General features: G+C 48.8%; 17 protein-coding genes. 11 read left to right on the forward strand and 6 right to left on the reverse strand.

Annotated elements, in window-relative coordinates:
* Positions 1–71 precede the first annotated feature (71 nt).
* Genes pip through GILYN3_RS12935 form a run of 3 tightly spaced genes read left to right on the forward strand, consistent with a single transcriptional unit; the run spans position 72 to position 2414 of the window.
* Entirely contained in the window at positions 72–1043 is a 972-nt protein-coding gene (gene pip, locus GILYN3_RS12925) for a prolyl aminopeptidase (protein WP_049723376.1), read from the forward strand.
* Between the two features lie 3 nt (positions 1044–1046).
* The gene (gene dtd, locus GILYN3_RS12930; protein ID WP_049723377.1) at positions 1047–1487 is read left to right on the forward strand and encodes a D-aminoacyl-tRNA deacylase; all 441 of its coding nucleotides are present in this window, start codon (positions 1047–1049) and stop codon (positions 1485–1487) included.
* A 57-nt stretch (positions 1488–1544) separates the two neighbouring features.
* Positions 1545–2414, forward strand: a complete 870-nt coding sequence (locus GILYN3_RS12935; RefSeq protein WP_049723378.1) for a TraB/GumN family protein — start codon at positions 1545–1547, stop codon at positions 2412–2414.
* Positions 2415–2512: 98 nt separating this feature from the next.
* Here GILYN3_RS12935 and GILYN3_RS12940 read toward each other — a convergent pair whose 3' ends face one another.
* The 3 genes from GILYN3_RS12940 to epmB form a co-directional block, all read right to left on the reverse strand.
* Complete coding sequence (locus tag GILYN3_RS12940) at positions 2513–4624, reverse strand: EAL domain-containing response regulator (protein WP_049723379.1); 2112 nt, start codon at positions 4622–4624, stop codon at positions 2513–2515.
* Between the two features lie 288 nt (positions 4625–4912).
* Entirely contained in the window at positions 4913–6715 is a 1803-nt protein-coding gene (locus GILYN3_RS12945) for a hypothetical protein (protein ID WP_049723380.1), read from the reverse strand.
* Between the two features lie 130 nt (positions 6716–6845).
* Positions 6846–7853 (reverse strand): EF-P beta-lysylation protein EpmB, encoded by a 1008-nt coding sequence (gene epmB / locus GILYN3_RS12950; protein WP_049723381.1) that lies wholly within the window; start codon positions 7851–7853, stop codon positions 6846–6848.
* A gap of 40 nt (positions 7854–7893) precedes the next feature.
* Here epmB and efp point away from each other — a divergent pair, with 40 nt between their 5' ends.
* The 4 genes from efp to ypfJ all read left to right on the forward strand — a co-directional run bounded on the left by efp (position 7894) and on the right by ypfJ (position 13406).
* Positions 7894–8466 (forward strand): elongation factor P, encoded by a 573-nt coding sequence (gene efp, locus GILYN3_RS12955; protein WP_049723382.1) that lies wholly within the window; start codon positions 7894–7896, stop codon positions 8464–8466.
* A gap of 9 nt (positions 8467–8475) precedes the next feature.
* Entirely contained in the window at positions 8476–9453 is a 978-nt protein-coding gene (gene epmA / locus GILYN3_RS12960; protein WP_049723383.1) for an EF-P lysine aminoacylase EpmA, read from the forward strand.
* 340 nt (positions 9454–9793) lie between these two features.
* Positions 9794–12409, forward strand: coding sequence for a phosphoenolpyruvate carboxylase (gene ppc, locus GILYN3_RS12965; protein WP_049723384.1), 2616 nt, complete (start codon positions 9794–9796; stop codon positions 12407–12409).
* A 97-nt stretch (positions 12410–12506) separates the two neighbouring features.
* On the forward strand, positions 12507–13406 hold the full coding sequence (gene ypfJ, locus GILYN3_RS12970; RefSeq protein ID WP_049723385.1) for a KPN_02809 family neutral zinc metallopeptidase: 900 nt from the start codon (positions 12507–12509) through the stop codon (positions 13404–13406).
* Positions 13407–13411: 5 nt separating this feature from the next.
* Here ypfJ and GILYN3_RS12975 read toward each other — a convergent pair whose 3' ends face one another.
* A complete protein-coding gene (locus GILYN3_RS12975; RefSeq protein WP_049723386.1) occupies positions 13412–14572 on the reverse strand; it encodes a helix-turn-helix domain-containing protein in 1161 nt (386 codons plus the stop codon).
* Between the two features lie 393 nt (positions 14573–14965).
* Here GILYN3_RS12975 and GILYN3_RS12980 point away from each other — a divergent pair, with 393 nt between their 5' ends.
* On the forward strand, positions 14966–18676 hold the full coding sequence (locus GILYN3_RS12980; RefSeq protein ID WP_049723387.1) for a glycoside hydrolase family 9 protein: 3711 nt from the start codon (positions 14966–14968) through the stop codon (positions 18674–18676).
* Positions 18677–18826: 150 nt separating this feature from the next.
* On the opposite strand, the gene GILYN3_RS12985 is transcribed toward GILYN3_RS12980, so the two are convergent.
* Entirely contained in the window at positions 18827–20272 is a 1446-nt protein-coding gene (locus GILYN3_RS12985; RefSeq protein WP_049723388.1) for a helicase HerA-like domain-containing protein, read from the reverse strand.
* Positions 20273–20825: 553 nt separating this feature from the next.
* Positions 20826–21482, reverse strand: a complete 657-nt coding sequence (locus tag GILYN3_RS12990) for a glutathione S-transferase family protein (RefSeq protein ID WP_049723389.1) — start codon at positions 21480–21482, stop codon at positions 20826–20828.
* Positions 21483–21681: 199 nt separating this feature from the next.
* Here GILYN3_RS12990 and GILYN3_RS12995 point away from each other — a divergent pair, with 199 nt between their 5' ends.
* The 3 genes from GILYN3_RS12995 to GILYN3_RS13005 all read left to right on the forward strand — a co-directional run bounded on the left by GILYN3_RS12995 (position 21682) and on the right by GILYN3_RS13005 (position 25230).
* Positions 21682–22245 (forward strand): TetR/AcrR family transcriptional regulator, encoded by a 564-nt coding sequence (locus GILYN3_RS12995; protein WP_049723390.1) that lies wholly within the window; start codon positions 21682–21684, stop codon positions 22243–22245.
* Positions 22246–22532: 287 nt separating this feature from the next.
* Positions 22533–24584 carry a marine proteobacterial sortase target protein gene (locus GILYN3_RS13000; protein WP_049723391.1) on the forward strand — a complete coding sequence of 684 codons (2052 nt, stop codon included), beginning with the start codon at positions 22533–22535 and terminating at the stop codon, positions 24582–24584.
* A complete protein-coding gene (locus GILYN3_RS13005; RefSeq protein WP_049723392.1) occupies positions 24571–25230 on the forward strand; it encodes a class GN sortase in 660 nt (219 codons plus the stop codon). Before GILYN3_RS13000 ends, GILYN3_RS13005 begins: the two co-directional genes overlap by 14 nt.
* The last annotated feature ends 12 nt before the right edge of the window (positions 25231–25242 follow it).

Here is a 25242-nt window from a genome sequence, read left to right on the forward strand (position 1 = left end):
ATCGTCTTTGTGTGCTAAGTTGCAAGTTGATACTCAATTGCAATCTTCCTCCGTACGCAGGGTCGCCCTAAATGTTGATGTTCTACCCAGAAATTAAGCCGTTTGCACGGCATCAAATACCCGTCGAAACACCCCACGAGCTGTATGTAGATGAGTCGGGAAATCCCGATGGCATCCCTGTGATTTTTGTTCACGGTGGTCCGGGTGCGGGTTGCGGTAAGTACGACAGACGTTTTTTTGACCCAGAGCGTTACCGTATTATTTTGTTTGATCAGCGTGGCGCTGGGCGCTCTACACCTCACGCCGAGCTTGAGGGCAATACCACACAAGCGTTGGTAGAGGATATGGAACGCATTAGAGAGGCGTTAAATGTCGAGCGTTGGGCGCTGTTTGGTGGCTCTTGGGGCTCTACCTTAAGTCTGGTCTATGCAGAGACTTACCCCGAACGGGTGCTGGGGCTTATTTTACGCGGCATCTTTTTGTGTCGGGAGCGCGATCTACGCTGGTTTTACCAAGATGGCGCGAGCTCGATCTTTCCCGATTACTGGAAAGATTTTCTTGCCCCGATACCCGCCAACGAGCGGCACGATGTTATGCACGCGTATTATAAACGTCTTACGGGTGATAACGAGCTGCAAAAAATGTCGGCCGCCAAAGCCTGGTCACTGTGGGAGGGACGTTGCGCTACCTTGCGGCCCAATCAGGATGTAGTGGATACCTTCTCGAACCCCTTTAAAGCTTTGGCACTGGCGCGTATCGAGGCTCATTACTTTGTTAATAAAGCCTTTTTAGACGACAACCAAATTATTAACAATGCCGATAAACTCGCCGGTATTCCCGGCATGATCGTGCATGGTCGTTACGATATGGTGTGTCCGTTGGATAACGCTTTTGCCTTGCAAGAGGCTTGGCCCGATGCCGAGTTGCAAATTATCCGCGACGCCGGCCACGCCTCCCGCGAGGCCGGTATCGTCGATGCGCTGATTCGCGCAACTGACGAGCTAGCGCGCAAACTCAGTAACGACTCTGACCAAACGGCTTAAGTTATGCGTGGTTTGATTCAGCGAGTGTCTCACGCATCGGTAGCCGTTGGTGGCGAGTGTGTTGGTCGTATTGATCGGGGTTTGTTGCTGTTGCTGGGGGTCGAGCGAGATGATACCCAAGCGCAAGCCGATAAATTATTGCACAAGGTGTTAAATTATCGTGTATTTGCCGATTCAGACGATAAAATGAATTTAAACGTGGCCGAGGTGGCCGGCGGTATTTTAGTTGTATCGCAGTTCACTTTGGCCGCCGACACTCGTAAAGGTTTGCGCCCTGGGTTTTCTAGCGCAGCCACACCGACACAAGCCAAAGAGCTGTACGATTATTTTGTGCAGCGCTTACAGGTGCTACACCCTACAGTTGCCTGCGGTATTTTTGCCGCTAATATGCAGGTAAGCTTAACCAATGATGGCCCCGTGACCTTCTTACTAGAAGCCCACTAGTTATTGTTTAAACGTTATAAATACGTTGATATTTAATAAGTCTCACAAGGAACGAATATGACACGCTTTAAAGGACTGCTTGCTGCCGGCGTTTTGTGCGCAAGTTTTGCCAGCTATGCCGACAGTTATGTCTGGCAGGTCAGCGATGGTGAAAACAAGTTGTTCATTGGTGGCACGATCCATATGTTAAAGCCCAGCGATTTCCCGCTGCCGGCCGAGTACCCTGCAGCGCTTGCCGCTGCTGATCAAGTGGTGTTTGAAGCCAACATGGATGTGCTGAGTGATGCGGAGTTTAGTCAACGGCTGCAGCAAGCGATGATGCTGGAGTCGGGGCAAACTTTAGAAGATCGGCTTAATAGTAAAACTTGGCAGCGGTTAAGTGCTTACGCGCTCGCCAGACAGTTGCCGCTAGCACCATTACAAGCTTTTGAACCGGCGTTTGTAGCGCTTGCCTTCACCATGCTTGAGATGCAAAAGCTGGGCTTTGGGGAAGGCATTGATCGGCGTTACTTCGATATGGCAAAAACGCAGGGGAAAGTTTTAGGCGAGCTGGAGACCACCGAGCAGCAGTTGGGGTTTGTGGTGGCGATGACCAAAATGGACCCCAATTTATTTATTAACTCGACGCTGGATGATCTTGAGCAGATGGCCGAGTTGTTTGAAACGATGGTGGCCGAATGGCGTGCCGGCGATGCAGACGATTTGTTTAAGCTGATGGGTAAACCCATGCTGGATGAGGCGCCCGAGCTTTACGATGTGATTTTGGCCCAGCGCAATAAAAACTGGTTACCCAAAATTAAAGCGCTACTGGCAACGCCAGAAAAAGAGTTTATATTGGTGGGCGCGTTGCACTTAGCCGGCCCCGATAGTGTGTTGGCTTTATTGGAGCAGCAAGGTTATAACGTGCAGCGTTACCGTCCCGAGTAATAGAGTATGCTAAGGCGCTATGTGTTCTTAAGCAGACAATAAAAAAGGCAGCCATGGGGCTGCCTTTTTATTGCTGTTATCTTTAATAAAGAAGCGCGTTAGCCTTCCATATTAAAGTCGTAGCTCATTGACGATGTAGGCTCTTGTAGATAGTGGCCTTGAATATAGTGTGCGCCAGCTTGCCATAGAGTCGAGAGTACGCTGGCGTTTTCGACAAACGGTACAATGGTGATTTTTTCGGCTTCGTGTAATTGCTCGAGCAATTGTGTTAACGACTCGGGGCTTTCGTTTTTGCTTTGTACATCTTGAGTAAACGAGCCATCGACTTTAATAAAAGCGGCGTTAACATGCTTGAGGGTATTAAATGGGTTGAGTGAGCAACCAAAGTTGCAAATGGCCAGCTTGCTGCCGATTTTCTCAAGCCCGCTATTAAGAGCTTTGGCGGCGTTAAGGTGGTTGGTTATGTCCACCTCTTGCGCCTGAAACACAATAGCATCGGGCGATAAACCGGCAGCCTTAAAGGCCACTCCCAGCCAAGCAACCAGCGAGCTGTCACAGATCGAGGCGCTGTTTAAGTTAAGAATTAGCTTGGTTTTGTTGCCTCGTGCGCGGTGCTCGGATAATAGTTTAACCGCTTCTAAAATAACCCAGCGATCTATCTTAACGCCAAAGCCCGCTTGATGCGCCGCCTCGATAAATTCATTGGGTGAGATTTCTTCGTTGTCGGCATTAAGTAGCCGCAGCAGAACTTCGTAATACTCTTCTTCTGAACCGCGCAAGCTAATAATTGGCTGAAACAATAAACGAAACTGATCGTTATCCAAGGCGTGTTGTACGTCTTTGAGCATGTCGCGCTCTTGTTTTTCTTCGGCGCTTACGGGCGGCTCGTACAGCAGAGCGCTAGCATCTTTGTTTGCTCGTACTTGATCGGCGGCAGTCATGGCTTGCTCGATCACTTGCTCGGCGCTGCTGGAGTTTTCGTTTAGCACGGAAACACCGATAGTCGCGTTTAGCTGCAATGTTTTACTGTTTACCTCGACAATATGTTCGGCAATGGTCGAGCACAGTTTTTTGGCGCGATTAACTGTTTCTGTTGCGGTAGTGTTGGTGGTGAGCAAAGTGAAGGTGTTATCACCAAAGCGGGCGAGGGTTTCGCCTTGCTTAGCTTCACTGGTAAGCAGTCGGGCTAGATCCTCTAGCGCCGCATCGGCACCGGCCATTCCGAGCTTAGCTTGTACTGTGTCAGCAAAGTCATTGATGTCGATATACAGCAGGCAGCGGTTTTGATCATCGCCGATACCGTCGATAACTTTATCCATGTGCGCTAACACATAACTGCGGTTATATAGACCGGTAATGCTGTCTTTCCATTTGGCTTCTTTTAACTCTTGTGCTGAAACACCGGCTGCTGCCGCTGCGGCGGCTTCGGTGACAGCGGCACGGGTGCCGCGAGTTAAAAACTGCAAGCAGGGCTCATCGTCATAACTGGCGTGGGCCACTTCTAGCGAGACGGCTGTTTGACTGCCGTCATGGCGTAGGCCTTCAAAGCTTAATGTGCTGGATTCGGCATCGAGCCCTTTAAGGGTGAAATCTTTAAGAAAGCTCTTAAGTTTGGCGTGATCACTTTTGGCCACCATGTCCATAATGGGCATGCAATCAATGTCGTCTTTGTCGTCGTAGCCAAACAGCTCGGCAAACGATTCATTGGCGTATAGATACAAGCCATCTTGTACATAGGCGATGGCATCGCGCGAGCTATCTAGCAGCGACTGGGAGCGGCGCTCGGACTCGCGCAGACGGCGATCGGCAATACGTTTTTCTTGGCGCTGGGCGCGGTTGGCCAGCTCACGGGTTATGACCAATAAAAGGTGCTGGTCTTCGTCTAAGCGTACTACATCGGCGGCGCCAGCTTTTAAGCCTTCGACAATAGCCTGACTGGTTTCGTCGTCGGTCAGTAATATCGCTGGAATATCTTTGTTGAGTCGACGAATAAGCTGAATAGCTGAGGCCGGCAATAGGTTTTGGGTTTTGTCGTGGGCGATTAAAACGTCCCAGGCTTGCTCTTCGATAAGCTTGGTCAAAGATTCGTCGCAGGTGACATGTTGGGCTCGGTTGGGGCGCCCAGCATTGTGCAGCATACTGATTAGGCGCTCTGCCTCTGCCTGTGAATCATTAAGGATGAGCAGGCGGATCGTTTCATTGGAATTCATAGATGTCTACTGCGCTCGCTATTCCATGGTTTGTATCGAATGCCAGTGTATCGCAGGTTCTTAAGTGCGATATTCATCCGTTTATTCGGAAAGTTTAGCTGATTATCGGCTTTAGCTTGCAAACTGGCATTTATAGATTTGAAGAGGTAGCTATATTACCCGAATATTCGGCGACCTCAACACTTGTACACGTTTTGTGAAAGGCCGACCATGTTGGCGGTTGAAAAATGCGACCGGATCGACGCTTTAATCAGCCTGCTAATACCTTGTGGCGCGCCGCAGTCCACATTACTCTTTACTGTCCCACAAAGCGCTAAAGTCTGTTTTTACATGTGTTTCTTGAGCCTTAGGGGGCTCGGCGTTTGCCAAAACTTTATAGGCAAATTGGCTGATAATACCCGTCGAAAATAACCGGCGAGTTAGCTGCAAGGAGGTGATAACACCATTTTGGTAAAGCTTAATTTTTTGCAACTCGCGAAAACTAACCGCATTAGTCAGTAGGCTAGCGGGTTGGTTGGCAAGGCGCAAGGCTGGCAGTGCCAGCACCCGTAGGTACTCGGCATCCTCACCGGTTTTTTGCACAATGGCCGCGGCAGCTGGTTGAGCCTGCGGTGCGAGTAGTTGTATGCCTATCTGTGTTGCGCTACGGGATTGTTGCACCCAACGCACGGCGGCAATTCCCCATTTTTGGCGTCCAGGCTCGCGAACCCCCAACAACTCTCCGGCTTTGAGTGTGGCAGGGCTCTGGCCTCGCCACTCTAAGCAATAACCACCGGCGCTGGCATCAATAACGGCGATTTTATCAATAGGGTGTTGGCCTTGGTAGTTGGCACGGCTAGCGCGACGAATATCATCTTCTAAATTCAACGTCGATTGCCCGCTGGTTTGCATGCTGGGCTTGGCGACATCAAAAGCTTCGCCCCAAGGGTCGGCAGCGTTTGGGTTGATACGGTCTTTCAGTTTTAAGCCACGCTGTTTAAAAATGCCTTGGTTGAGGCCGTCTAAGCCAAGTTCCGATGGGCTTTTAAGGTAAAGGCTAAACGGTGTTTCGTTGGCGCTGTAAAAATGCACATTGCTCAGCCCTACCGTGACTTCTAACGAGCCGTCCCCGGCGTGGCGTGGGTAGCTGCGCTCGACCGCGTGCTGCCAAGCGGGGAGTATATGTCCGATTAAGGTCGAGGATAGGCGTGTTTCTGTACCTGGAGGTTGGTTTTGTAGGGTTTTACATAGCGCATCTGTGTCGAGCAGCCGTAAGTCTTGGCTGTTGTATAGTTTTAAGCGGCTGCGGTAAACCGGCGGGCTGTCGTTGTCGAGCATAATCGCGTACAGACCATTGTGGGCGTTGTCGCCCTCCTCGTTATATTTGTGCAGCTGTGCCTGCAAGCTGAGCGATTCGAGCGATAGATACAAATTGTACAGATCGTTTTGCCCCAGCTGGTTGGGGTGCGCAGTGGCTAACAGCAAAATGCGTAGATAAGCTTGGGTAATTGTTTTGACGCCCTGATGGTTGGTCAGAGGGTCGTTTATGTGCAGCTCGGTTAGATCGTGACGCTCGGCTAATAAATATAACGTGTGCACCTCGCGCCATAGTCGTTTAAGCGTGGGGGTGTAAAGTTGGTAGCTGCGCAGCAATAATAAACCTAGGCCGGTTAGTGTGCGGTGTATGGCTAAGGCGCGTAGCTCGGGTGGGCAGCGATTGGTAAAAGTTGTATGAACGGTCCTTAAGTAAGCGTTACTTAAGTGTTTTTGCAGTGCTTGGGCTATTACCGCTGCCTTGCGAGCGGCTTCGGGCAAAATAAGAGGTTGGTGTAAAAAGGCTTTACTGAGTCCCTGAATGGCGGCCTGTACCGCCGGCCGTACTTGATCGAGCATGTCGATGTGATTTTGGCCGTCGGTTTTTAGGTGTATTAGCTCGGGGAGTGCGGCATACAGTACGGCGCTGACATAGCTAGTTTGCGTTAGTGGTTGCGCATCGATCCATTGCGCCACCTGAGCCGCGGTAGCACTTTTGCAAAAACTAAGAGTTTTCCGATCAGCCTCGGGCAGCTCGAATAGGGCAAGTAGTGCGGCGTCAGATAGGGCTTCATTCATGCTATTGGCTTTTTACTTTAGGGCTATTGCTACACTATAGCGGATGATACGGAGTTTGTGACTAGGGCTGCGTTGTACTCAACTATATAGAACGGCGCGCCCCAGTAGTTTATGTGTTGTTAGGGCTGTTTTATATTACCGGTGTCTTGGATGGCTCACCGGGGATTTCACGCACTAATTTGGGGACTAGGTAGCCCGACAAGCTGTGTAGTAGTTGCTGGTGGAGTTGATGTGCCTCGTGCTCTGGAACATCAAAGTGCGCCGCCCCTGCGACCTTATCCAGCAAGTGTAAATAGTAAGGTAACACACCACAGGCAAACAACCGTTCGCTAAGCTCAGTTAAGCTCTCGAATGAATCATTAACGCCTTTCAATAACACCGTTTGATTCAGTAGTGTGACACCCGCCTCTCGCAGTAGCGCCAAAGCGCGCGCAACACTAGCATCTAGCTCGCGGGCGTGATTGGCGTGAATTACTAAGCTATTCGCAAAGCGCGGCCGGGCCAGCCATTCAAGGCACTCATCGGTAATGCGCGCGGGCAATACTATCGGCAGCCGCGAGTGCACCCGCAGGCGAGTGATGTGCTCGATAGTGCTGAGCTCATCGGTTAGCCACGCTAGGGTAGAGTCCGGTGCATTGAGCGGGTCGCCCCCGCTAAAAATCACTTCGTGAATGCTTGAGTCGCGACGAATATAGTCCAGCGCTTGCTGCCATTGAGCGCGACTGGGGCGGTTGTCTGCATAAGGGAAGTGGCGTCTAAAACAATAGCGGCAATTAATGGCGCAGCTGCCAGTGACCACCAACAGTACCCGGCTTTGATATTTGTGCACCAAACCAGGGTGTGGATTGGCTGAGTTTTCATCCAGCGGGTCGTGACTGTAGCCGGGCGCGGCTAACAGTTCGTCGCCGATGGGCAGCACTTGGCGCAGTAATGGGTCGTTAATATTGCCGGGTTCCATTCGCTGGGCAAAGGCGCGCGGCACCCGCAGGGCGAAGTCGCCACTGGCTAAATGTGCCGCCGGAAGTAGGGCTGGATCCAGTTTTAGCAGATTAAATAGCTCTTCTGGGCTGCGAATAACGTTTTTCAGCGCCTCTTGCCAAGTCTCGGTCTGCCATGTAGCGACGGTTCGATGTATCATTAGCGCCTTTCAAATTCCGTTAATATAAACGAGAGGGGTTATGGCTACCTATTCTATCAACGATTTCCGTACTGGTCTGAAAGTAATGCTCGACGGTGATCCATGTAACATTGTTGAGAACGAGCTGGTAAAGCCGGGTAAAGGTCAAGCCTTTAACCGCGTTAAGCTGCGCAACTTGGCCACCGGCCGCGTATGGGACCGTACTTTTCGGGGTAGCGAAAACCTAGAAAGCGCCGATGTTGTCGATCGCGATATGGAGTATTTGTACACCGATGGCGAATTTTGGCACTTTATGGAGCCCGAGTCGTTCGAGCAGTTTGCCGCTGACGCTAAAGCGGTAGCCGATGCTGCCAAGTGGCTGCGCGAGCAAGATAAGTGTGTGGTGACTTTGTTTAATAATGCCCCTTTGGTAGTGACCCCGCCCAACCATGTTGAGCTGGAAGTGACCGAGACCGACCCTGGTCTAAAAGGCGATACGGCACAAGGCGGTACTAAACCTGCCACTTTAGCAACTGGCGCGGTGGTAAAAGTACCATTATTTATGAATATCGGTGACGTGGTTCGAGTTGACACCCGCACTGGTGAATACTTGGGCCGTGCCACTAAAGACTGATTACGCCGAGTGAGTGATATCGACCTGCCGAGTTGTTCGCCCGCGCTGTTACAGGCGCGGGCCGATCTTAACTATAAAGTGCGTGAATTCTTTCGCATGCGCCAAGTGCTCGAGGTCGAAGTTCCAATTCTTGCCAGCTCCTTTGTTACAGACCCATTTATTGAGCCGGTAACCGCGCGCAATGCCGGGCAAACCTATTATTTACAAAGCTCCCCCGAATACGCCATGAAACGATTGTTGGCCGACTGCCAGCACTGTATTTACGCGCTTACTAAAGTGTTTCGTGCCGGTGAGCATGGCTCGCGTCATAACCCCGAGTTCACCATGTTGGAATGGTATCGCGTGGGGCTGGACGATCACGCATTAATGGCCGAGGTCGGTGACTTAGTCACTCAATTAATGGCCGAGGTAGTGCCGCAGCTTAGTATCTATAAGCTTAGCTACCGCCAGTGGTTTACTCAGCGCTGGCAGATAGACCCCCACACCATAGCTCTGGCGGATTTACGCGCGCTGGGAAAAAGCTTGATCGAAATTGACGATACCGGTCTAGACAAAGACGCTTGGCTGGATTTGTTGGTTACTCATGAATTAGAGCCCAGCTTACCGGTGGGGTTAACGTTCGTATACGACTTTCCCGCTAGCCAAGCGGCGTTAGCGCGGATTGTTAATGACGAGCAGGGCACACCCGTTGCGCGACGGTTTGAGGCGTACTTAGCTTCTGCCCCCGGTAAAGCGATGGAGTTGGCCAATGGTTATTGGGAGCTTACTTGCGCCCAGGAGCAGCGCCAGCGGTTTGATCGAGATCTTGCACGTCGTCGCGCCTTAGGGCTGCCCGGCTATCCAGTAGACGAACGGCTACTCGGGGCATTAGCTCGAGGCATACCTACATGTGCTGGGGTGGCGTTAGGGGTAGATCGACTTCTAATGCAGCAACAAGGGTTGAAGCGCATCAGTCAAACCCTGAGCTTTGATTTTTCACGAGCTTAATCATTCTTGACGCAATACGGCGTTGTTTTTTTGTCGAGTGATGGCCATGCTAGCGCGGGGCGCAGTTATCGTGTTTGGCCGTCAAACAGCTGCTCATAGTAGCTGCTTATGTATCCTAATTGGTGCATTTTAAGGCATTGATTTTGTTTGTTTTTATTCTGTGTGAGAATCGCACAGTTGGCGTTACGCCGCCATTGGTACAGCCTTTGGGGGGTTACGCAAAGCTCATGCACAAAGTTGTCCACAGGCTGTGTGGATAATCCTCTACGCGATTTGATGCTGCCGTAATATGCAAAAATCCCGTAATATACCCCCACCTTTTTGGCTACGGAGACACTAGATGCAACAGCTACCAGAAACCCTGCGGGAAAATGTCCGATTATTGGGCGAGCTGCTGGGTGAGATCATTCGCGATCATGAAGGCGAAGAGCGTTTTGCTAAAATTGAGGCTATTCGCCAACTGGGCAAAAGTATCAATCAAAGTGAAGACGAAGATTCGAGCGAGTTGGTGGCCATGTTGGGCGAGCTGGATGACAGCGACATCTTGCCAATCGTCCGAGCGTTCAATCAGTTTTTGAACCTTGCCAATATGGCTGATCAAGAATACAGCGCCAGTGCCGAGGCCGAGCCCGAAGATGGTTTAAAAACCATGGTGCTAGATTTTGCCGATACTTATGGCAAAGAGAATCTGCTGGAGGTGATGCAAAACCTTAGTATTGAGCTGGTACTTACCGCGCACCCGACCGAGGTGACACGTCGTACCCTTATTCGTAAATACGATCAAATTGTAAACACTTTGTCGGATCAACAGCGCGGTAACTTACTGTCGTTTGAAAAAGACAAGGTGATTGGACGCCTGCACCGCTTGGTCGAAGAAATGTGGAGCACCGATGAGATTCGCGGTGAACGCCCAAGCGCGGTCGATGAAGCCAAGTGGGGCTTTGCGGTGATTGAGAACAGCCTGTGGCAAGCGTTGCCCGATTTTATTCGGCACATGGACCGTATTTGCACCAACCACTTAGGCCAGAGTTTGCCGATCAATTTGCAACCGTTTAGTTTTTATTCGTGGATGGGGGGCGACCGCGATGGCAACCCTAATGTAACGCACGAGGTTACCCGCGAAGTATTATTGCTTGGACGCTGGATGGCGGCCGAGTTGTATTTACTCGACATACAGAGTTTGTATGGCGATTTAAGTATGCACCAAGCGAGCGCCGAGCTGCGTGAGAGTGTGGGCGATAGCGAAACTCCTTATCGCGATTTCCTAGCGCCCTTGCGCAGTCAAATTCAAGCCACGCTCGACTGGGCTGAAGCTAGTTTAAAAAATCAAGATCCGCAACGCCCCAAAAATCTTATCGAGTCGCGCGAAGATTTATTAGCGCCTTTGATGGCGTGTTACCGCTCGTTAAAAGATGTGGGTTTACCGCACATTGCCAACGGCCCACTGCTAGACACTATTCGTCGTGTTCACAGCTTTGGCATTAATTTAGTGCCGCTCGATATCAGGCAAGATGGCGAGCGTCATATAAAAGTGATGGACGAATTAACCAATTACTTAGATATGGGTAGCTACCTTGAGTGGAGCGAATCACAGCGACAAGAATTTTTGCTGAAACATTTGCAAGAGAAGCGCCCATTGTTTCCCGCTGTCTGGCCGGTAAGTGACGAAGGCCGTGAAGTGCTTGATACTTGTAAAGTTATTGCCAGCGAACCGCGTGAGACGTTATCGCAATATATTATTTCTATGGCAAAACAGCCGTCCGATGTCTTAGTGGTGGCACTGCTGTTAAAAGAATGCGGTATGGGTTGGAATATGCCCATCGTACCGCTGTTTGAAACCTTGGATGACTTGGATCGCTCGGCTGAGGTAATGGAATTGTTGTGGCAGCTGCCTTGGTACAAAGAGTACACCAGCGCAAAACAAACAGTGATGATCGGCTACTCTGATTCGGCCAAAGATGCTGGTAAATTTGCCGCAACTTGGGCGCAGTACAAATCGCAAGAGCGATTGGTCACCTTGGCCGAAAAATACGGCATTGATTTAATTTTATTCCACGGCCGCGGTGGCACAGTCGGTCGCGGCGGCGGCCCGGTAGAAAAAGCCATGGCATCGCAACCGCCGGGTTCGGTAAAAGGTAAGATTCGGGTGACCGAGCAAGGCGAAATGATTCGCTATAAGTTTGGTCTGCCCAAAGTGGCCTTTAGTAGTTTCTCAATTTACGTAGCGGCGACTTTACGTGCAACTATGCAGCCACACGCGGCACCTACTGATGAATGGCGCGACTTGATCGAGCGCATGTCGCATGCCAGCCTTGAGGGGTATCGGCGTGTGGTGCGAGGGCATCCACAATTTGTGCCTTATTTCCGCAACCTGACTCCCGAGCAAGAGCTGGGCCTATTAGCGTTAGGTTCGCGTCCGGCCAAGCGTAAAGCGACCGGTGGCATAGAAAGCTTGCGCGCTATTCCTTGGGTGTTTGCTTGGATGCAAGTGCGGTTAAATTTACCCGCCTGGCTCGGTGCGCGCCAAGCGTTAGAGTTTGCACTAGAGCACGCGCCTGGAACTTTGAATGATATGGTCGACAACTGGCCATTTTTCTCATCGTTTTTGGACCTGCTCGAAATGGTCATCGGCAAAGCCGACGGCCCTATTGCCGCGTATTACGAGAAGGAGTTAGTGCCCGCAGAGCTGCATCCGTTAGGGCAGCAATTACGCGCCGACTTAGGTGCCCTTGAGGTGCTGATAAATCGTATTAAACGTCAAGACGAACTGTTTGACTCCGACCCTATGTTGCGCCAAGCATTAAATGTGCGTAAACCGTATATAGATCCACTCAACTACTTACAGGCCGAGCTACTTAAGCGTCATCGTAGTGGTAAGCCTTTCAGTGAAGAGCTAGAGCGCGCGCTTAAAGTCACAATGGCGGGTATCTCGGCGGGGATGCGCAATACCGGCTAACCTAACAATGCTAAATCGGTTATGCTGCTTAGTCGCAGTGTCCATTAGGCCTCTGGGTAACCAGGGGCTTTTTTGTATCAATCCATAAGGAAACACCATGCGCTGGAAAAACCGTAGACGCAGTTCCAATATTGATGACCGACGTGGTCAACGTTTAGCAGGTGGCGGTAGCGGTGGTGGATCTACAGTTTTACTGCGCTTATTACCGATGTTGCTAGGGCGGCGCGGTGGCAAGTGGATGATCGCATTGGTGCTGGGTTTGATGGCGGCGTCATACTTTGGGATTGATTTGCCGTTTTTATCGTTGGGTAATAATACCAGCGCGCCTAGCCAAGCACATCAGCCAACTGCAGCCGAGCAAGAGTTGGCTGAGTTTACCGCGGTGGTGTTGGCCGATACCGAAGACACTTGGACGGAGTTATTTAAGCAGGCAGGCTTGCAGTACCAAAAACCTAAACTGGTTTTGTTTAGTGGCGCGGTGCAATCAGCGTGTGGTCGAGCCAGCGCTGCGGTTGGCCCGTTTTATTGCCCTGCTGATAAACAGGTATATATCGATTTAAGCTTTTATCAGGATTTAAAAAATCGCCACAACGCACCCGGTGATTTTGCGCAAGCTTATGTGATTGCACACGAGGTTGGGCATCACGTGCAAAACTTATTAGGGGTGTCTGATAAGGTGCGCCAGCGCCAGGCGGCACTCGATAAGGCTGGTGCAAATCACATGTCCGTTTTACAAGAGTTGCAAGCCGATTGTTTTGCCGGAATTTGGGGGCACCACGCCGATCGCTTTCGACAAATGCTAGAGCCAGGTGATTTAGATGAGGCGCTGGTTGCCGCCGCTGCAATTGGCGATGACCGTTTACAGCGTGAAGCGCAAGGTTCGGTTCAGCCCGAAAGCTTTACCCATGGCACCTCTGCACAGCGGATGCACTGGTTTAAAATGGGCTTTGATAGTGGTTCTATAAGTGCATGTGACACATTTTCGACTGACTCATAGATGCGTTATGACATCTGACGTTTGCGGTATTCCGAGGGTGTCACCCCAACGGTTTTTTTAAACAGAGTGTTAAATGTTGCTTTGCTGTTAAAACCTGCCTCATACAAAATATCTAAAACATTCATTGATTGTTTGTCCGGCGCCTGCAGTAATTCTTTTGCGGTAGTGATTCGATAGCTATTAATAAACTCAAAAAAGTTTCGTCCAAAATGTCGATTTATCATGGCAGATAAAGTTTTTTGCGGCATATCCAATGAGCACGCCAATTGATCGATAGTGAGGGAGTGTTGTAAGTAAGGTCGTTCGGTGTTCATGTATCTTAGCAACCGTTCAATGTCGTCGTCATTAAATGGAGCTTTATCACTTGGAGAGTGTTTTATTAACGATTCGTCTACTGCTCCCACTACACTGGAGTGGCGTAAGCTGAAAAATATCAAAACACTGACTAAAAGAAATGCCAGATAGTTTGCGGTTAATCCTACTGAGCTGAAATCTAAGGTTAAGCCAAAGTGGATGCTCGCTAAAATCATACTGGCAACGACAATAGCTATTATTCTTAATACCAAGAATCCATCAACTAACAGGTTTAGCCATTTAAAATCCATAGCTTGGATATCAGAGAAGCTATCGCGAATGCGTGCCCGGTAGCGACGTATTTCAAGCACGCAAGCAATACCAAAGCTAAGCCGAATAAGCTCGCGAAAAAATGTAACGTAGTTCATGTATTTGGGCGCCAAGGTCAGCTCGTACCCTTGTTGTAGCGCCAGTTTAGAGTCGGAACTTAAGGTGTAATAAAATACGATTTCATAAATGACGTATGCGCAAAATGGTAATAAGTACAATAACTCCCAAGATCTGGGGCGGTAATTTCGGTATACCACACTGCGGGTATACCACAGTAGTAGTGGCCCTTCGATCCAATAGGCAAAGCCAAAAATATAAAATAAATTAGGCGATGCCTCGAGGGCGACAGCGCGAAACTCCGCGCCAAAATTAATTAAAATATCCAGTGGTATTGCCGCATGCGATAGTAAAAATAATGCCAGAAATAAATTTTGAGGCATGTGACCACGGCTGAGCGCTAGCAACAGTATGGCGTATAAAATGCATTGATACGCGGTCATTAAAAGAACGACATCGTGGGTGTTAAATATTACAGAGTCCATAATTTGGCCAAGTTTTTATTAGTTTTTACGCGCCAATATGTTGTTATTTGTGCCAGCAAGAGTTGTTGATGTTACCTAAGCAGTATATCAATTTGACGTAAACAAGTCGCATTGCAGAAAAACATATTCACGAAGATAAATGTGCCAGCCTTGTGTGGTAAGGGCTGTAGGCGTTCGATGTTTGTTTGAACGTATTAATTCTCGCCCGGTCGGGTAGTTAGACGATGCTCTGATTTGATTGTGATTAATTGTTTGCCCTTCATAGATGGTGAAGAAAATGAAGTGAAGGATTTGGTGTCTATTGCGTTTTAATGTAATGCATAGACCCATAACAATAATCAAAATGGGAGAGTCATGGTGAACAAAAATCATAGATTTACATGCCGGCGAAACATGCTTGCGCTGGTGCTGGCCTGCGGTGCTGGATCATTAGCGGCACAATCAGCTTTGGCTGAGGCAAATTTATTCGAGAACTCAAGCTTTGATGGAAATTATTTTCCTTGGGTTGTGAGTAGTGATTGGGGTGAAGCTGATTTTAGCGCCACTGTGGTGAATGATCAGCTGTGTCTGAATGTAACAGACTCTGGTACTTTTGAGTGGGGCATTACCTTGCGTCAAGATGGCATAAAGCTTACCGCTGGTACCGAGTACAGCTACAGCTTTGATGTAAAAGCCAGTAACGCCTCCAGTGTTAAATTTCAGGTGACGCACGAGCTTGATGGATGGATTGGTATTCATACCCCTACGGCTAGTGCTGTCAGCACCAGCTGGACGACTCTCCAAGGTTTATTTACACCTAGCAGCGATTACGAAGGTGTTTACGCCGGTTTTCAGATGGGCGGAGGGCTTGTGCCTGATAACACCGAAATTTGTTTTGATAATATTGAACTGATCTGTCCTGATTGTGAGGACGTCACCGATGAGTCTAGCTTCACTCCCGTGCACGTCAATCAGGCCGGTTATCTCACGGCATTGGATAAAATAGCCACTTATGCGGTGCCTAGTGATGCGTCCGTTAAAACAGCTCCCCGAAGCTGGCGTTTACTTCAAGGTACGCGCGCGCAAGTAGAGGCGGGTAGCGCGACCGAGGTGGCAACAGGTGTTAGTGCAAGTGTTGGTAGTGATAGTGCATCGGGAGATTATTTACATAGCATAGATTTCTCTAATGTGACCGCGACGGGTGCTGAGTTTGTTCTTGAGGTGAGTGAAGGCATCGAGATAATTTACAGCCCTACGTTTGCGATTAATGATGATGTTTATAGCCAGCTGAAATACGACGCTTTGGCGTATTTTTATCATAACCGCGCCGGTATGGCGATAGATGCTGCATTGGTGGGTAATGATTTAGCGCGCGATGCTGGGCATGTCTACGACAATAATTTATCTACTAAAGGCTGTGTTGATGCTAGTTTTGAATGCCGCAATAACCTAGATGTAGGTGGTGGCTGGTACGATGCGGGTGATCATGGTAAGTATGTGGTCAATGGCGGTATTTCTGTCTGGACCATGCTTAATCAGTATGAGCGAGCAATGCATTTGGGTGCTAACGCGGCTGACTTTTCTGATGGCACCATGGCTATACCGGAAGCGGGAAATGGTATCGCCGATATACTTGATGAGGCGCGCTATGAGATTGAGTGGATCTTAAAAATGCAGATCCCGCAAGGGGCTGATAAAGCGGGAATGGTGTATCACAAGCTTCATGATGACGCTTGGACCGGTAATGCGTTTAATCCAGCAGACGCCACGTCTACTGGAAATCCTCGTCACGTTTGGGCTCCATCAACGGCGGCGACATTAAATTTTGCAGCCATAGGTGCGCAATGCTATCGCGTGTATCGCACTATCGATCCAGACTTTGCCGCAGAGTGTTTAACAAAAGCTCAGTTAGCTTATCAGGCGGCTAAGAATAATGCTTATCAGCGTTCCCCTTTAACTCACAGCTCAAACGATGGTGGCGGCCAGTATGAAGACCTGCCAGGTGATCGCTTGGCTGAAGGGGCATCCTATGTGCAGGACGAATTTTATTGGGCGGCAACGGAGTTGTATATTGCCGCTAATTTATCGGGCACCTTAAATCCTGTTGGATTTGCATCCGATATGCAGGCCGCGAGCGCTTATCATCTACTTATGCCTGCTACCGATCCGCAAACCAGTATGACATGGGCACACGTTTCAGGCCTTGGTGTGCTGTCTTTGGCGACGGTAGGTGACGATGTTCCGGTAGATGCCAGCTGGGTTGCACAAGCTCGTCAGGCGGTGATTGATCGTGCCGATGTGTACGTGACAGCCACTCAGGCGGAGGGCTATGGTGTACCTTTTAATGTTAATACTGTGTATTGGGGCTCCAATTCCAATGTGCTTAACAACACATTATTAATGGGATTAGCGCGTGATTTTAGCGGTTGCACGGATGGTTCTTATGTCGAGGCTATGAACCGTTCTATGGGTTATATTTTAGGACGCAACCCAATGGGCGTATCGTATGTAACAGGTTTTGGTGAGACTGCCGTAGAAAATCCACATCATCGCTACTGGGCTCATAGTGTTAATTCCAATTATCCAACGCCACCAGCAGGTGTACTTGTGGGTGGTCCAAACGCGGGCATGGAAGATCCTGTCGCTCAAGCTTTATTGGCCGGATGCGACCCTCTGAAATGTTATGTAGATGAACTGCAAGCTTTCTCTACGAATGAAATTACCATTAACTGGAATACTCCGTTAGCTTGGGCGGCGGCGTATATGGATGAAGTGGCAAAAGGTGATATACCGCAAGCGTGTGGTGGTGTTACGGCTTTGCCGGGCGTCTTACCTTTGGGGGCATCCAGTACCGGTCAAATAAATTTGGCGGTATTAAATGGTGACAATAACTCGTTAACTTACGAGATTGTTGATCAGCCTCAACACGGAGTATTGGGGACAGCAGGGATCGGTTCCGGTATCGTGACTTATAGCATGACAGGCTCTGGTAGCTCGGACAGCTTTAGTTACCGTATCTTTGATATCAATAGTGGTGTTTGGTCGGAACCGGCGCTAGTGAGTATCAGCCGGGATACGGTAGGTGCTGCTTGTAGTTTTGATACGACGCTATTGCCCCATCAATATAGCAACCAATGGCAAGGTGAGATCGCGATTGAAAACACATCGGCATCGGCTACCTCTGAGTGGGAGGTGATTCTTGAGTTTCCTGCTGGAACCACGATGAGTTCTGCCTGGGGGCCGCAGATGGAATCCCTTGGTGCTAATCGCTATCGAGTGTTTAGCTCGGCATGGAATGCTGTGATTCCCGCCGGACAAGCCTATGTATTTGGTGTGGCTGGAGATGGTAGTAATGGCCTAATGGAAGAGCCCGTTTTATCGGGTGAAACCTGTGGTGAGCCAGTTAATAAAACATTGCTGCTTTATGACACGATTGATAATGGTGTTTTTTATTACACTTTGCCCGTAGCAAGCTTTTTTAATGCCACAGGTGTTCCTGACGAAAACATTATTGCTTACATCGATGGCGAAGCTTACGACTTGACCGGTATTTTTTGCTGCCGAGGCAACTTTTTTATGTGGCAGCAAGGACTTAGCTTGGGCGATCACACTATCTCTATTACGACCGGTAGTGGCTTAGCGCAAGAAGAAGACAGTGCTACTTTCACGCACAGCAATGCTATGGCTTCGTGCAGTATCGATAGTGTTGAAGAGTGGGGCGGAAATGGTTGGGAGGCAACAATCGCCATTGAAAACCGAGGCTTTGTTCCCGGCTCCTATTCGGGTTATTACTGGGATTGGGCAGCCCCCAATGCTGAAGTGTTAGCGGGTGACCATTGGTCGGTTAAGCTTGAGTGGCTGACTAATGATTACAGTACTGATGCATCATCTAAAGCGATTTTGGTGCCTGACGGTAGCGCCAATGTAGAAGAGCAACTTTATACAAATGGCTTTAATGCTAATCGTTATATGTATTTCTTGACCGCGGCAGATCGCACGGGAGAGATTGCGGGCCACGGTGTCCAGTATGTAACTTTGCAAGGGCAGGGAAGCTTCGTCCAAGCTGATGGAAGTAATCCGTATATTGGTTGTTCGTTTGGCAACTATGATCAATATGATCAGTAGTTTTAGAGTGAGTTAGTGAAGTTTTATATCAAGAGATAGTAAAAAGGCCAGTATTGCTACTGGCCTTTTTTTGTTTAAAATTTTTTATAAATCGCGGTAGTTACTGTTGTCGCTGTATTATGAATGGTGGTTTCTGGCGTAAAACGAGTGTTATTTTAATAACGAGCCAAGTAAGCCACGGACGAGTTTACGTCCCACACCGCTGCCTAAGCTGCGAACAATACTTTTTAAGAATGCCTCACCGACCCCTTGTCGAGATGATGATCGTTTGCGGCTTGCTTTGGGCTTGGCTGATGATTTTTCCTCTTGTTTGGCTAAAGCCTGCTGGCGTTTTTGTAAAATCTCATGGGCAGACTCTGGGTCTACGGCGTTTTTATAGCGAGAAAACAATGCGTCGGTCTTGATAATGGTAGCTCTGGCAGCTTCGCTGATGGGGCCGATTTGAGATCGTGGTGGAGCCATCATAGTGCGCTCTACCATGCTGGGTATGCCGCCTTCTTGTAAGGTTGATACCAGGGCCTCACCCACTCCCAGCTCAGAAATAAGCTGCTCGGTATCGAGCTCTGGATTGGGCCGAAAGGATTGTGCGGCAATGCGTACGGCTTTTTTCTCTTTTGGGGTATAAGCGCGTAGTGCGTGTTGAATTCGGTTGCCCAACTGTCCCAAAACCGAATCGGGGATATCGCTAGGACTTTGGCTGATAAAATAAATTCCTACTCCCTTTGAGCGAATCAATCTAACAACCTGCTCAATCTTATCGACAAAGACTTTAGGGCAATCTTTAAACAATAAATGCGCCTCGTCAAAAAACAGTACCATGACGGGTTTTTCTGGATCGCCTACCTCAGGTAAATTTTCAAATAGTTCTGACATCAACCAAAGTAAAAAGATGGCGTAGGTTTTAGGGGTGTTCATTAGTGATCGGGCATCGAGTACATTAATGATACCGCGGTTGTTGTGGGTCGCGATTAAATCGCTAAACTCGAGGGATGGTTCGCCAAAGAATGATTCTAAGCCTTCTTGTTCGAGCAATATTAAACGCCGTCGAATAGCGGCAATAGAAGCGCTAGAAATACGGCCATAAACCTTTTGTACATCGGCTGAGTTTTCTTGAATAAAACTTAGGCTAGTCTTTAAATCATTTAAGTCTATTAGCAGCAGACCCTGCTCGTCAGCGTAATCAAAGATAATACTTAAAATAGACTCTTGGGTATCGTTTAAATCCAATAGTCGAGCTAAAAATTGTGGCCCTAAGTCAGATAATGCGAGTCGTACAGGAATGCCCTTTTGCGCGTTAATATCCCAAAATCGTACTGGGTTTTCAGCAAAGGAGAAGTCTGCAATAGTCATTGCTGCAAGTCGTTCATCGACTTTTTTATGGGGTTTTCCTGGCTGCGCCAAGCCCGACAAATCACCTTTTATATCCGCGACAAACACCGGCACGCCAATGTTGGCGAAACCCTCGGCCAGTACCTGCATGCTGACTGTTTTACCGGTGCCGGTGGCGCCGGCAATTAATCCGTGACGGTTGGCCAATGCTGGCAATAAGCAGACATTGCGACCATTTGCGCCGCCGACAACCAAAGATGAAGCCATAGCATTTCCTCTGTATAGATGCTTATTCGTTGTGCAGCTTAATTATGTAGCTGATAACCATAGACTTTCCGTCCAAAGAGATCAAACTTTAATCTAGCAAGCAGCCTACCTTTATTGTCATAGTTGCTTAGACAGTTTCCCTAATTAATCAGGATTGACCCCTTTTTTAGCTTTACTGTCAGGGCCTGCATCAATAAGCCAGAGAGATAGGTCATGGGTTATAAAGCTTGGCTAAAACGAAAAAATAGCGGGACGAACAACGCCACAATATTTGCTATTACAGTAACGGTTAAGTGGCGAGCATTATGATTGAATCGAGGCTTTAATTGGCAGTTATTAATCGATTAAGCTTTATTGGCAGGTTAATGATAGTAACGCTGATATATTAAGTAACATCGAATGGATCGGTGAATGTGGGTGTTGTGATTAAACATAGTATTTATAACGGATAAAAATCATGTGTCATGACGGGCGTATTCCCTAGAGAAAAAGGTTCTGCGCGCATCATTATTTCTCAATTGTTGCAGTCGTTATTCGTGCTACCACTAAAATACTACATGGATTCGATAAGTGGTTTTAAGACTTTTTGGCCACTAGCGCGCAGTTGTAGTCTGTTGGCGTATTTTAGCAGTTGCGGGTGTGTCGTGACCAAATTAATAGGCTCGGGTGTTTCTACGTTGTAGCTAAGCATCGGCGCAAGCATTGCATCGGCTAATGTAAACTGATTGCCTACTAAAAAGGGTTTATCTCCTAACTGTCTGGCAATGATGGTGATAGCATTTTCCGCCGCTGGCCGGTTAGCGGCAATTACATCCATGCGTGGTTGACCATTTTCGCCCTTGGGGAACACAACCTCCAACATAAAGTTTCGTACCACGCAAAAATCAACATACTGAGTGATCAAAGAACACCATTGATCAACTTGGGAACGCTCCCAGTCGTTTTCTCCTTGCAGCGTTTCTGGGCCAAAAGCGCGATCCAAGTAACGGCCGATGCTGGCGGTTTCACACAGGGTTCTATCACCGTGAATCAGCACTGGCATTTTGCCAAACGGGTGTAGTTGAAAGTGCTCATCGCTGTGTATATCGATAGTTTTGTCGTTAAGTGTTTTTCCTGTTTGATAGGGAATGCCTTTTTCCTCGCACACTAGCGCCGCCATGCGCACGAACACACTAAATGACGGACCGTAAAGTTGAACTAGAGGGCTCATGACTAACTCCTTGCTGTTTAGGTTTGGTCGCAGGTTAGCAGTCACAACAATATGTTCAAGAACATATTGTTGGCTGGGCGGTAATTTAGCTTTCCAAAATATGTTAATGAACATATTTTGATGAATGTGTAAGATTGGTAAATCGTTTTCCCCTTTTTCGGGTTATTTTTGACAGGCTTACTACACAGGAGTTGAATTTATGGCTTGGAGCAAGGCGCACAAATCCCAAACCCGCGAAGCGATCGTTACGGCGGCAGCTGAGCTGTTTACTCGACTTGGCTATGAGCGGGTAGGAATAAATGATGTGATGGCCGCTGCGGGGTTAACTCGCGGTGCATTTTACGCACACTTTGTTTCTAAATCGGCGCTTTATGCCGAGGCCATTAGTGTCGCCGCCGTGCGGGCTAAGAACCGGGTACTGCAAGGCGCCTCCGTCGCGCCGAGTGCGAGTGATATTGCCGAGCGCTATTTAAGCCGTGAGCGCGCCGATGGTGGCAATGATTGTTGTCCGTTAGCATTTTTAGCCACAGATATTTATCAGCGAGATGAGCAGGTGCGACACGCTTACGCTCATGTGTTTAAAGGTTTTGTACGTAATATTGCTCGAGCCGATAGCCGCGATGAACAAAGCGACGTAGCGTTGCAAGCGGCAGTGTTAATGGTGGGTGGCTTGGCCGTTGCCCGAGCGTTAACGGATGACCCTATGAGTGATAGGATTATGGAGGTTTGTAAGCAAGCTATTGCTAACTTACCCGATCACTAACGACAAAAATCGCCTTGTACAGAACGTTTATGATTGTATGTAGACATTATACTCCTGTCGTTACCTTAAGTTTGGTGGATGGGCACTCATTTTTACTATCCGCATCGCTATTAATTCCATCGCCACAATTGATCATAATTGCCCAGAAGATTGCCCTAATTAGTCGCGGCTTGGCCCTATTGTTTTGTTGTACTGGCAGCATCAATACTAACAAAGCCGGGAGATAAATCATGAGTTATAAGTTGTGGCGAAAAGCAGAGAAAATAGCGAGGCGGGCAATACTGAGCATGCTCACTATTACGGCAACGGTTGTCTGGGCTGAGCCTGATTCTGGTCGTTTGGTGCTGTTGGCTGACGATGACAGTGTAGCCGGCACGACGACAGAAGCACTGCATTTGGGGACCCACATAGATCTTAGCGTACAGGGGTTGCAAGCCCAGGTATTGGTGTCGCAAACGTTTAAGAATCAAACCGATGAGTGGGTGAGCGCGACCTATGTTTACCCGTTGGCGGAAGACAGCGCCGTTAGCCGATTAAAAATGGTGGTGGGCGAACGCGTGATTGAAGGCGAAATTCAAGAAAAAGCACAGGCGCGTAAAACTTTTGAAGCGGCTAAAGTTGCGGGCAAGAAAGCCACATTGATTGAACAGCAAAGGCCCAATTTATTCCGGCAACAAATCGCTAATATTGCCCCTGGTGAGACGGTTAGAATTGATTTGGGATATAGCCAGCAGGTGATTTACGACTCTGGTGAGTTTCGCCTGCGTCTACCTTTAACCTTAACCCCACGCTATATTCCGGGCGTTGTAAGTACTGAGCTCGAGGCTATCCAAACACTCACCACTGGCGCCCAAGGTTGGGCCCGTGCCACCGATCAAGTCAAAGATGCGGCCTCCATTACGCCACTACAAAAATACGCCGCAGTAGGGAAGGTTGTAAATCCTGTAAGTATCGATCTAAAGCTTGATGCTGGAATGCCTTTAGCTTGGGTGCGCAGTGCTACCCATCAGCTTACGGTTAACCAACCTAAGGGTGACGATTTAGGTAAGCGTCGTATTCACTTTAGCCAAGCTAAGGTGAGTATGGATCGCGATTTTGAGATAAGTTGGCAGCCGACGGCGCAGAGTGCCCCGGTTGCGGCGCAATTTGTAAGCGAGTGGCAGGACGAGCGATATTTACAGCTTATGTTAATGCCGCCACGTGAAGTGGCGAGTAGCAGGCTAACGCCACGTGAACTGGTGTTGGTGGTAGATACTTCAGGCTCTATGGCGGGCGATTCTATTAAGCAGGCGCGAGCCAGTGCGTTGCTGGCGCTGGATACGTTAACGGCGCAAGATCGGTTTAATGTTATTTTATTCTCCAGTGATACCCGTGCAGTATTTTCTGATGTGGTAACGGCCACAGCGGATAATCTCAAAGTTGCAGCTAAAGCCTTGGCCAGCATGCAGGCTAATGGCGGCACTGAAATATTGCCGGCATTAGAGCAGGCATTTTCTTACAAAAAAGATGCCGAACATTTACAGCAAATTGTATTTTTAACCGATGGCAGTGTGGGTAATGAGGCCGCGCTGTTGCAACATATTCATAGAAACTTGGGTGATGCTCGTTTGTTTACGGTTGCTATTGGTAGCGCCCCTAACCGATTTTTTATGCGTCGTGCAGCGGAGTTTGGTCGCGGTAGTTTTACCGAGATCGCCAGCGCCGCGCAAATTGAACAACGCATGGCGGATTTGCTCAATAAGTTAAAAAGTCCAGTTGTTACTAATATCACCATTGATTGGCCACAGCCGGTGCAGATGTATCCGCGTCGTATTCCCGATTTGTATTGGGGTGAACCGCTACTGGTAACGGCTAAATTATCGCCTTGGCCTAGCGGTTCACAGCCGATGATAACAGTGCGTGGTACAAGCGCCGGAAAATCCTGGCAGCGCGACCTTGTTTTAAATACTGTTGCTGGGCAGAGCGATACAAAATTATTACCCGTATTAGCGCAGCGCTTTGGGCGTGAAAAGATAAAATTTTTAGAAAACGAACTGTATGTTAATGGTCGAGATGTCAATAATGAAGCGCAGCAAGAAATATTACCAGTGGCACTTAAGTATCAATTAATGTCGCGTTATACCAGCTTGGTAGCGGTTGATAAAACTCCTGTTCGCCCTGCTGAAAGTGCCTTACGCGAGCGTGCCGTTAGTAATGCTATGCCGGCAGGTGCCACCATGCAGGCACTGAGTTATCCGCAAACCGCTCTAGGTGTCAGCTGGCATTTATTGTTGGGTGCTTTGGCTTTATTGGCGTTAATCGTTTTAAAGGGTATGGAGGTGCGTTATGCCGAAGCGTAACAAACCTCACACGGAGTTGCCTAGGTGGCATCGTGGCCGCTTAGTTTTGAGTGCTTTATTGCTGCTGGTGTTGTTGTGGCAGTGGGGGAGTGCGTTTGCCATAGAGGCTAAAGCACAGTTGGCACAAGTGCTAATAGAACGCGCTTGGCAGCAAAAACTTGCGGCGCCGACACTGACTGTAGCGCCTTGGCCCTGGGCCGATACTCATGCTGTTGGGCGCTTGCAGGTGCTTGATGCATCCGGTGCCGTACGCCAAGATTTATATGTGCTAGCCGGTGGGCACGGCGAAGCGTTGGCTTTTGGTCCAGGTTTAATGTCAATCGGTGGGGCCGAAGTGAATAGCGCGCGCGTGATAGCGGGACACAGAGATACGCATTTTGCATTTTTACGCGAGTTAAAAGACGGCGATATTTTGCGTTGGCAAAGTACGGATGGTCGGTGGCGCCGCTATGTGATTAGTCAACAAAGTATTGCTAACTCAATGCAAGATTCGCTGTGGGTGAACCCGGAAGCCGATAGTCTGTGGCTGATAACGTGTTATCCGTTTGATGCCATGCGTGCTGGTGGGCCGTTGCGATATGTTGTGCGGGCCGATCGCGAGAAAGTTGGGTCGAATTATATGCGCAATAGACAGGTTAGCTTGTGAGTACAGTGGCAC

The organism is Gilvimarinus polysaccharolyticus (assembly GCF_001187555.1).
GTDB lineage: Bacteria > Pseudomonadota > Gammaproteobacteria > Pseudomonadales > Cellvibrionaceae > Gilvimarinus > Gilvimarinus polysaccharolyticus.

What these genes read in the sequence shown, in the direction of transcription:
- GILYN3_RS12995 (WP_049723390.1), top strand. Translation starts at nt 21,682, where the DNA reads ATGGCTTGGAGCAAGGCGCACAAATCCCAAACCCGCGAAGCGATCGTT.
- ypfJ (WP_049723385.1), top strand. Translation starts at nt 12,507, where the DNA reads ATGCGCTGGAAAAACCGTAGACGCAGTTCCAATATTGATGACCGACGT.
- GILYN3_RS12980 (WP_049723387.1), top strand. Translation starts at nt 14,966, where the DNA reads ATGCTTGCGCTGGTGCTGGCCTGCGGTGCTGGATCATTAGCGGCACAA.
- GILYN3_RS12945 (WP_049723380.1), bottom strand. Translation starts at nt 6,715, where the DNA reads ATGAATGAAGCCCTATCTGACGCCGCACTACTTGCCCTATTCGAGCTG.
- pip (WP_049723376.1), top strand. Translation starts at nt 72, where the DNA reads ATGTTGATGTTCTACCCAGAAATTAAGCCGTTTGCACGGCATCAAATA.
- epmB (WP_049723381.1), bottom strand. Translation starts at nt 7,853, where the DNA reads ATGATACATCGAACCGTCGCTACATGGCAGACCGAGACTTGGCAAGAG.
- ppc (WP_049723384.1), top strand. Translation starts at nt 9,794, where the DNA reads ATGCAACAGCTACCAGAAACCCTGCGGGAAAATGTCCGATTATTGGGC.
- GILYN3_RS13000 (WP_049723391.1), top strand. Translation starts at nt 22,533, where the DNA reads ATGCTCACTATTACGGCAACGGTTGTCTGGGCTGAGCCTGATTCTGGT.
- GILYN3_RS13005 (WP_049723392.1), top strand. Translation starts at nt 24,571, where the DNA reads ATGCCGAAGCGTAACAAACCTCACACGGAGTTGCCTAGGTGGCATCGT.
- GILYN3_RS12990 (WP_049723389.1), bottom strand. Translation starts at nt 21,482, where the DNA reads ATGAGCCCTCTAGTTCAACTTTACGGTCCGTCATTTAGTGTGTTCGTG.
- dtd (WP_049723377.1), top strand. Translation starts at nt 1,047, where the DNA reads ATGCGTGGTTTGATTCAGCGAGTGTCTCACGCATCGGTAGCCGTTGGT.
- GILYN3_RS12975 (WP_049723386.1), bottom strand. Translation starts at nt 14,572, where the DNA reads ATGGACTCTGTAATATTTAACACCCACGATGTCGTTCTTTTAATGACC.
- GILYN3_RS12935 (WP_049723378.1), top strand. Translation starts at nt 1,545, where the DNA reads ATGACACGCTTTAAAGGACTGCTTGCTGCCGGCGTTTTGTGCGCAAGT.
- GILYN3_RS12940 (WP_049723379.1), bottom strand. Translation starts at nt 4,624, where the DNA reads ATGAATTCCAATGAAACGATCCGCCTGCTCATCCTTAATGATTCACAG.
- efp (WP_049723382.1), top strand. Translation starts at nt 7,894, where the DNA reads ATGGCTACCTATTCTATCAACGATTTCCGTACTGGTCTGAAAGTAATG.
- GILYN3_RS12985 (WP_049723388.1), bottom strand. Translation starts at nt 20,272, where the DNA reads ATGGCTTCATCTTTGGTTGTCGGCGGCGCAAATGGTCGCAATGTCTGC.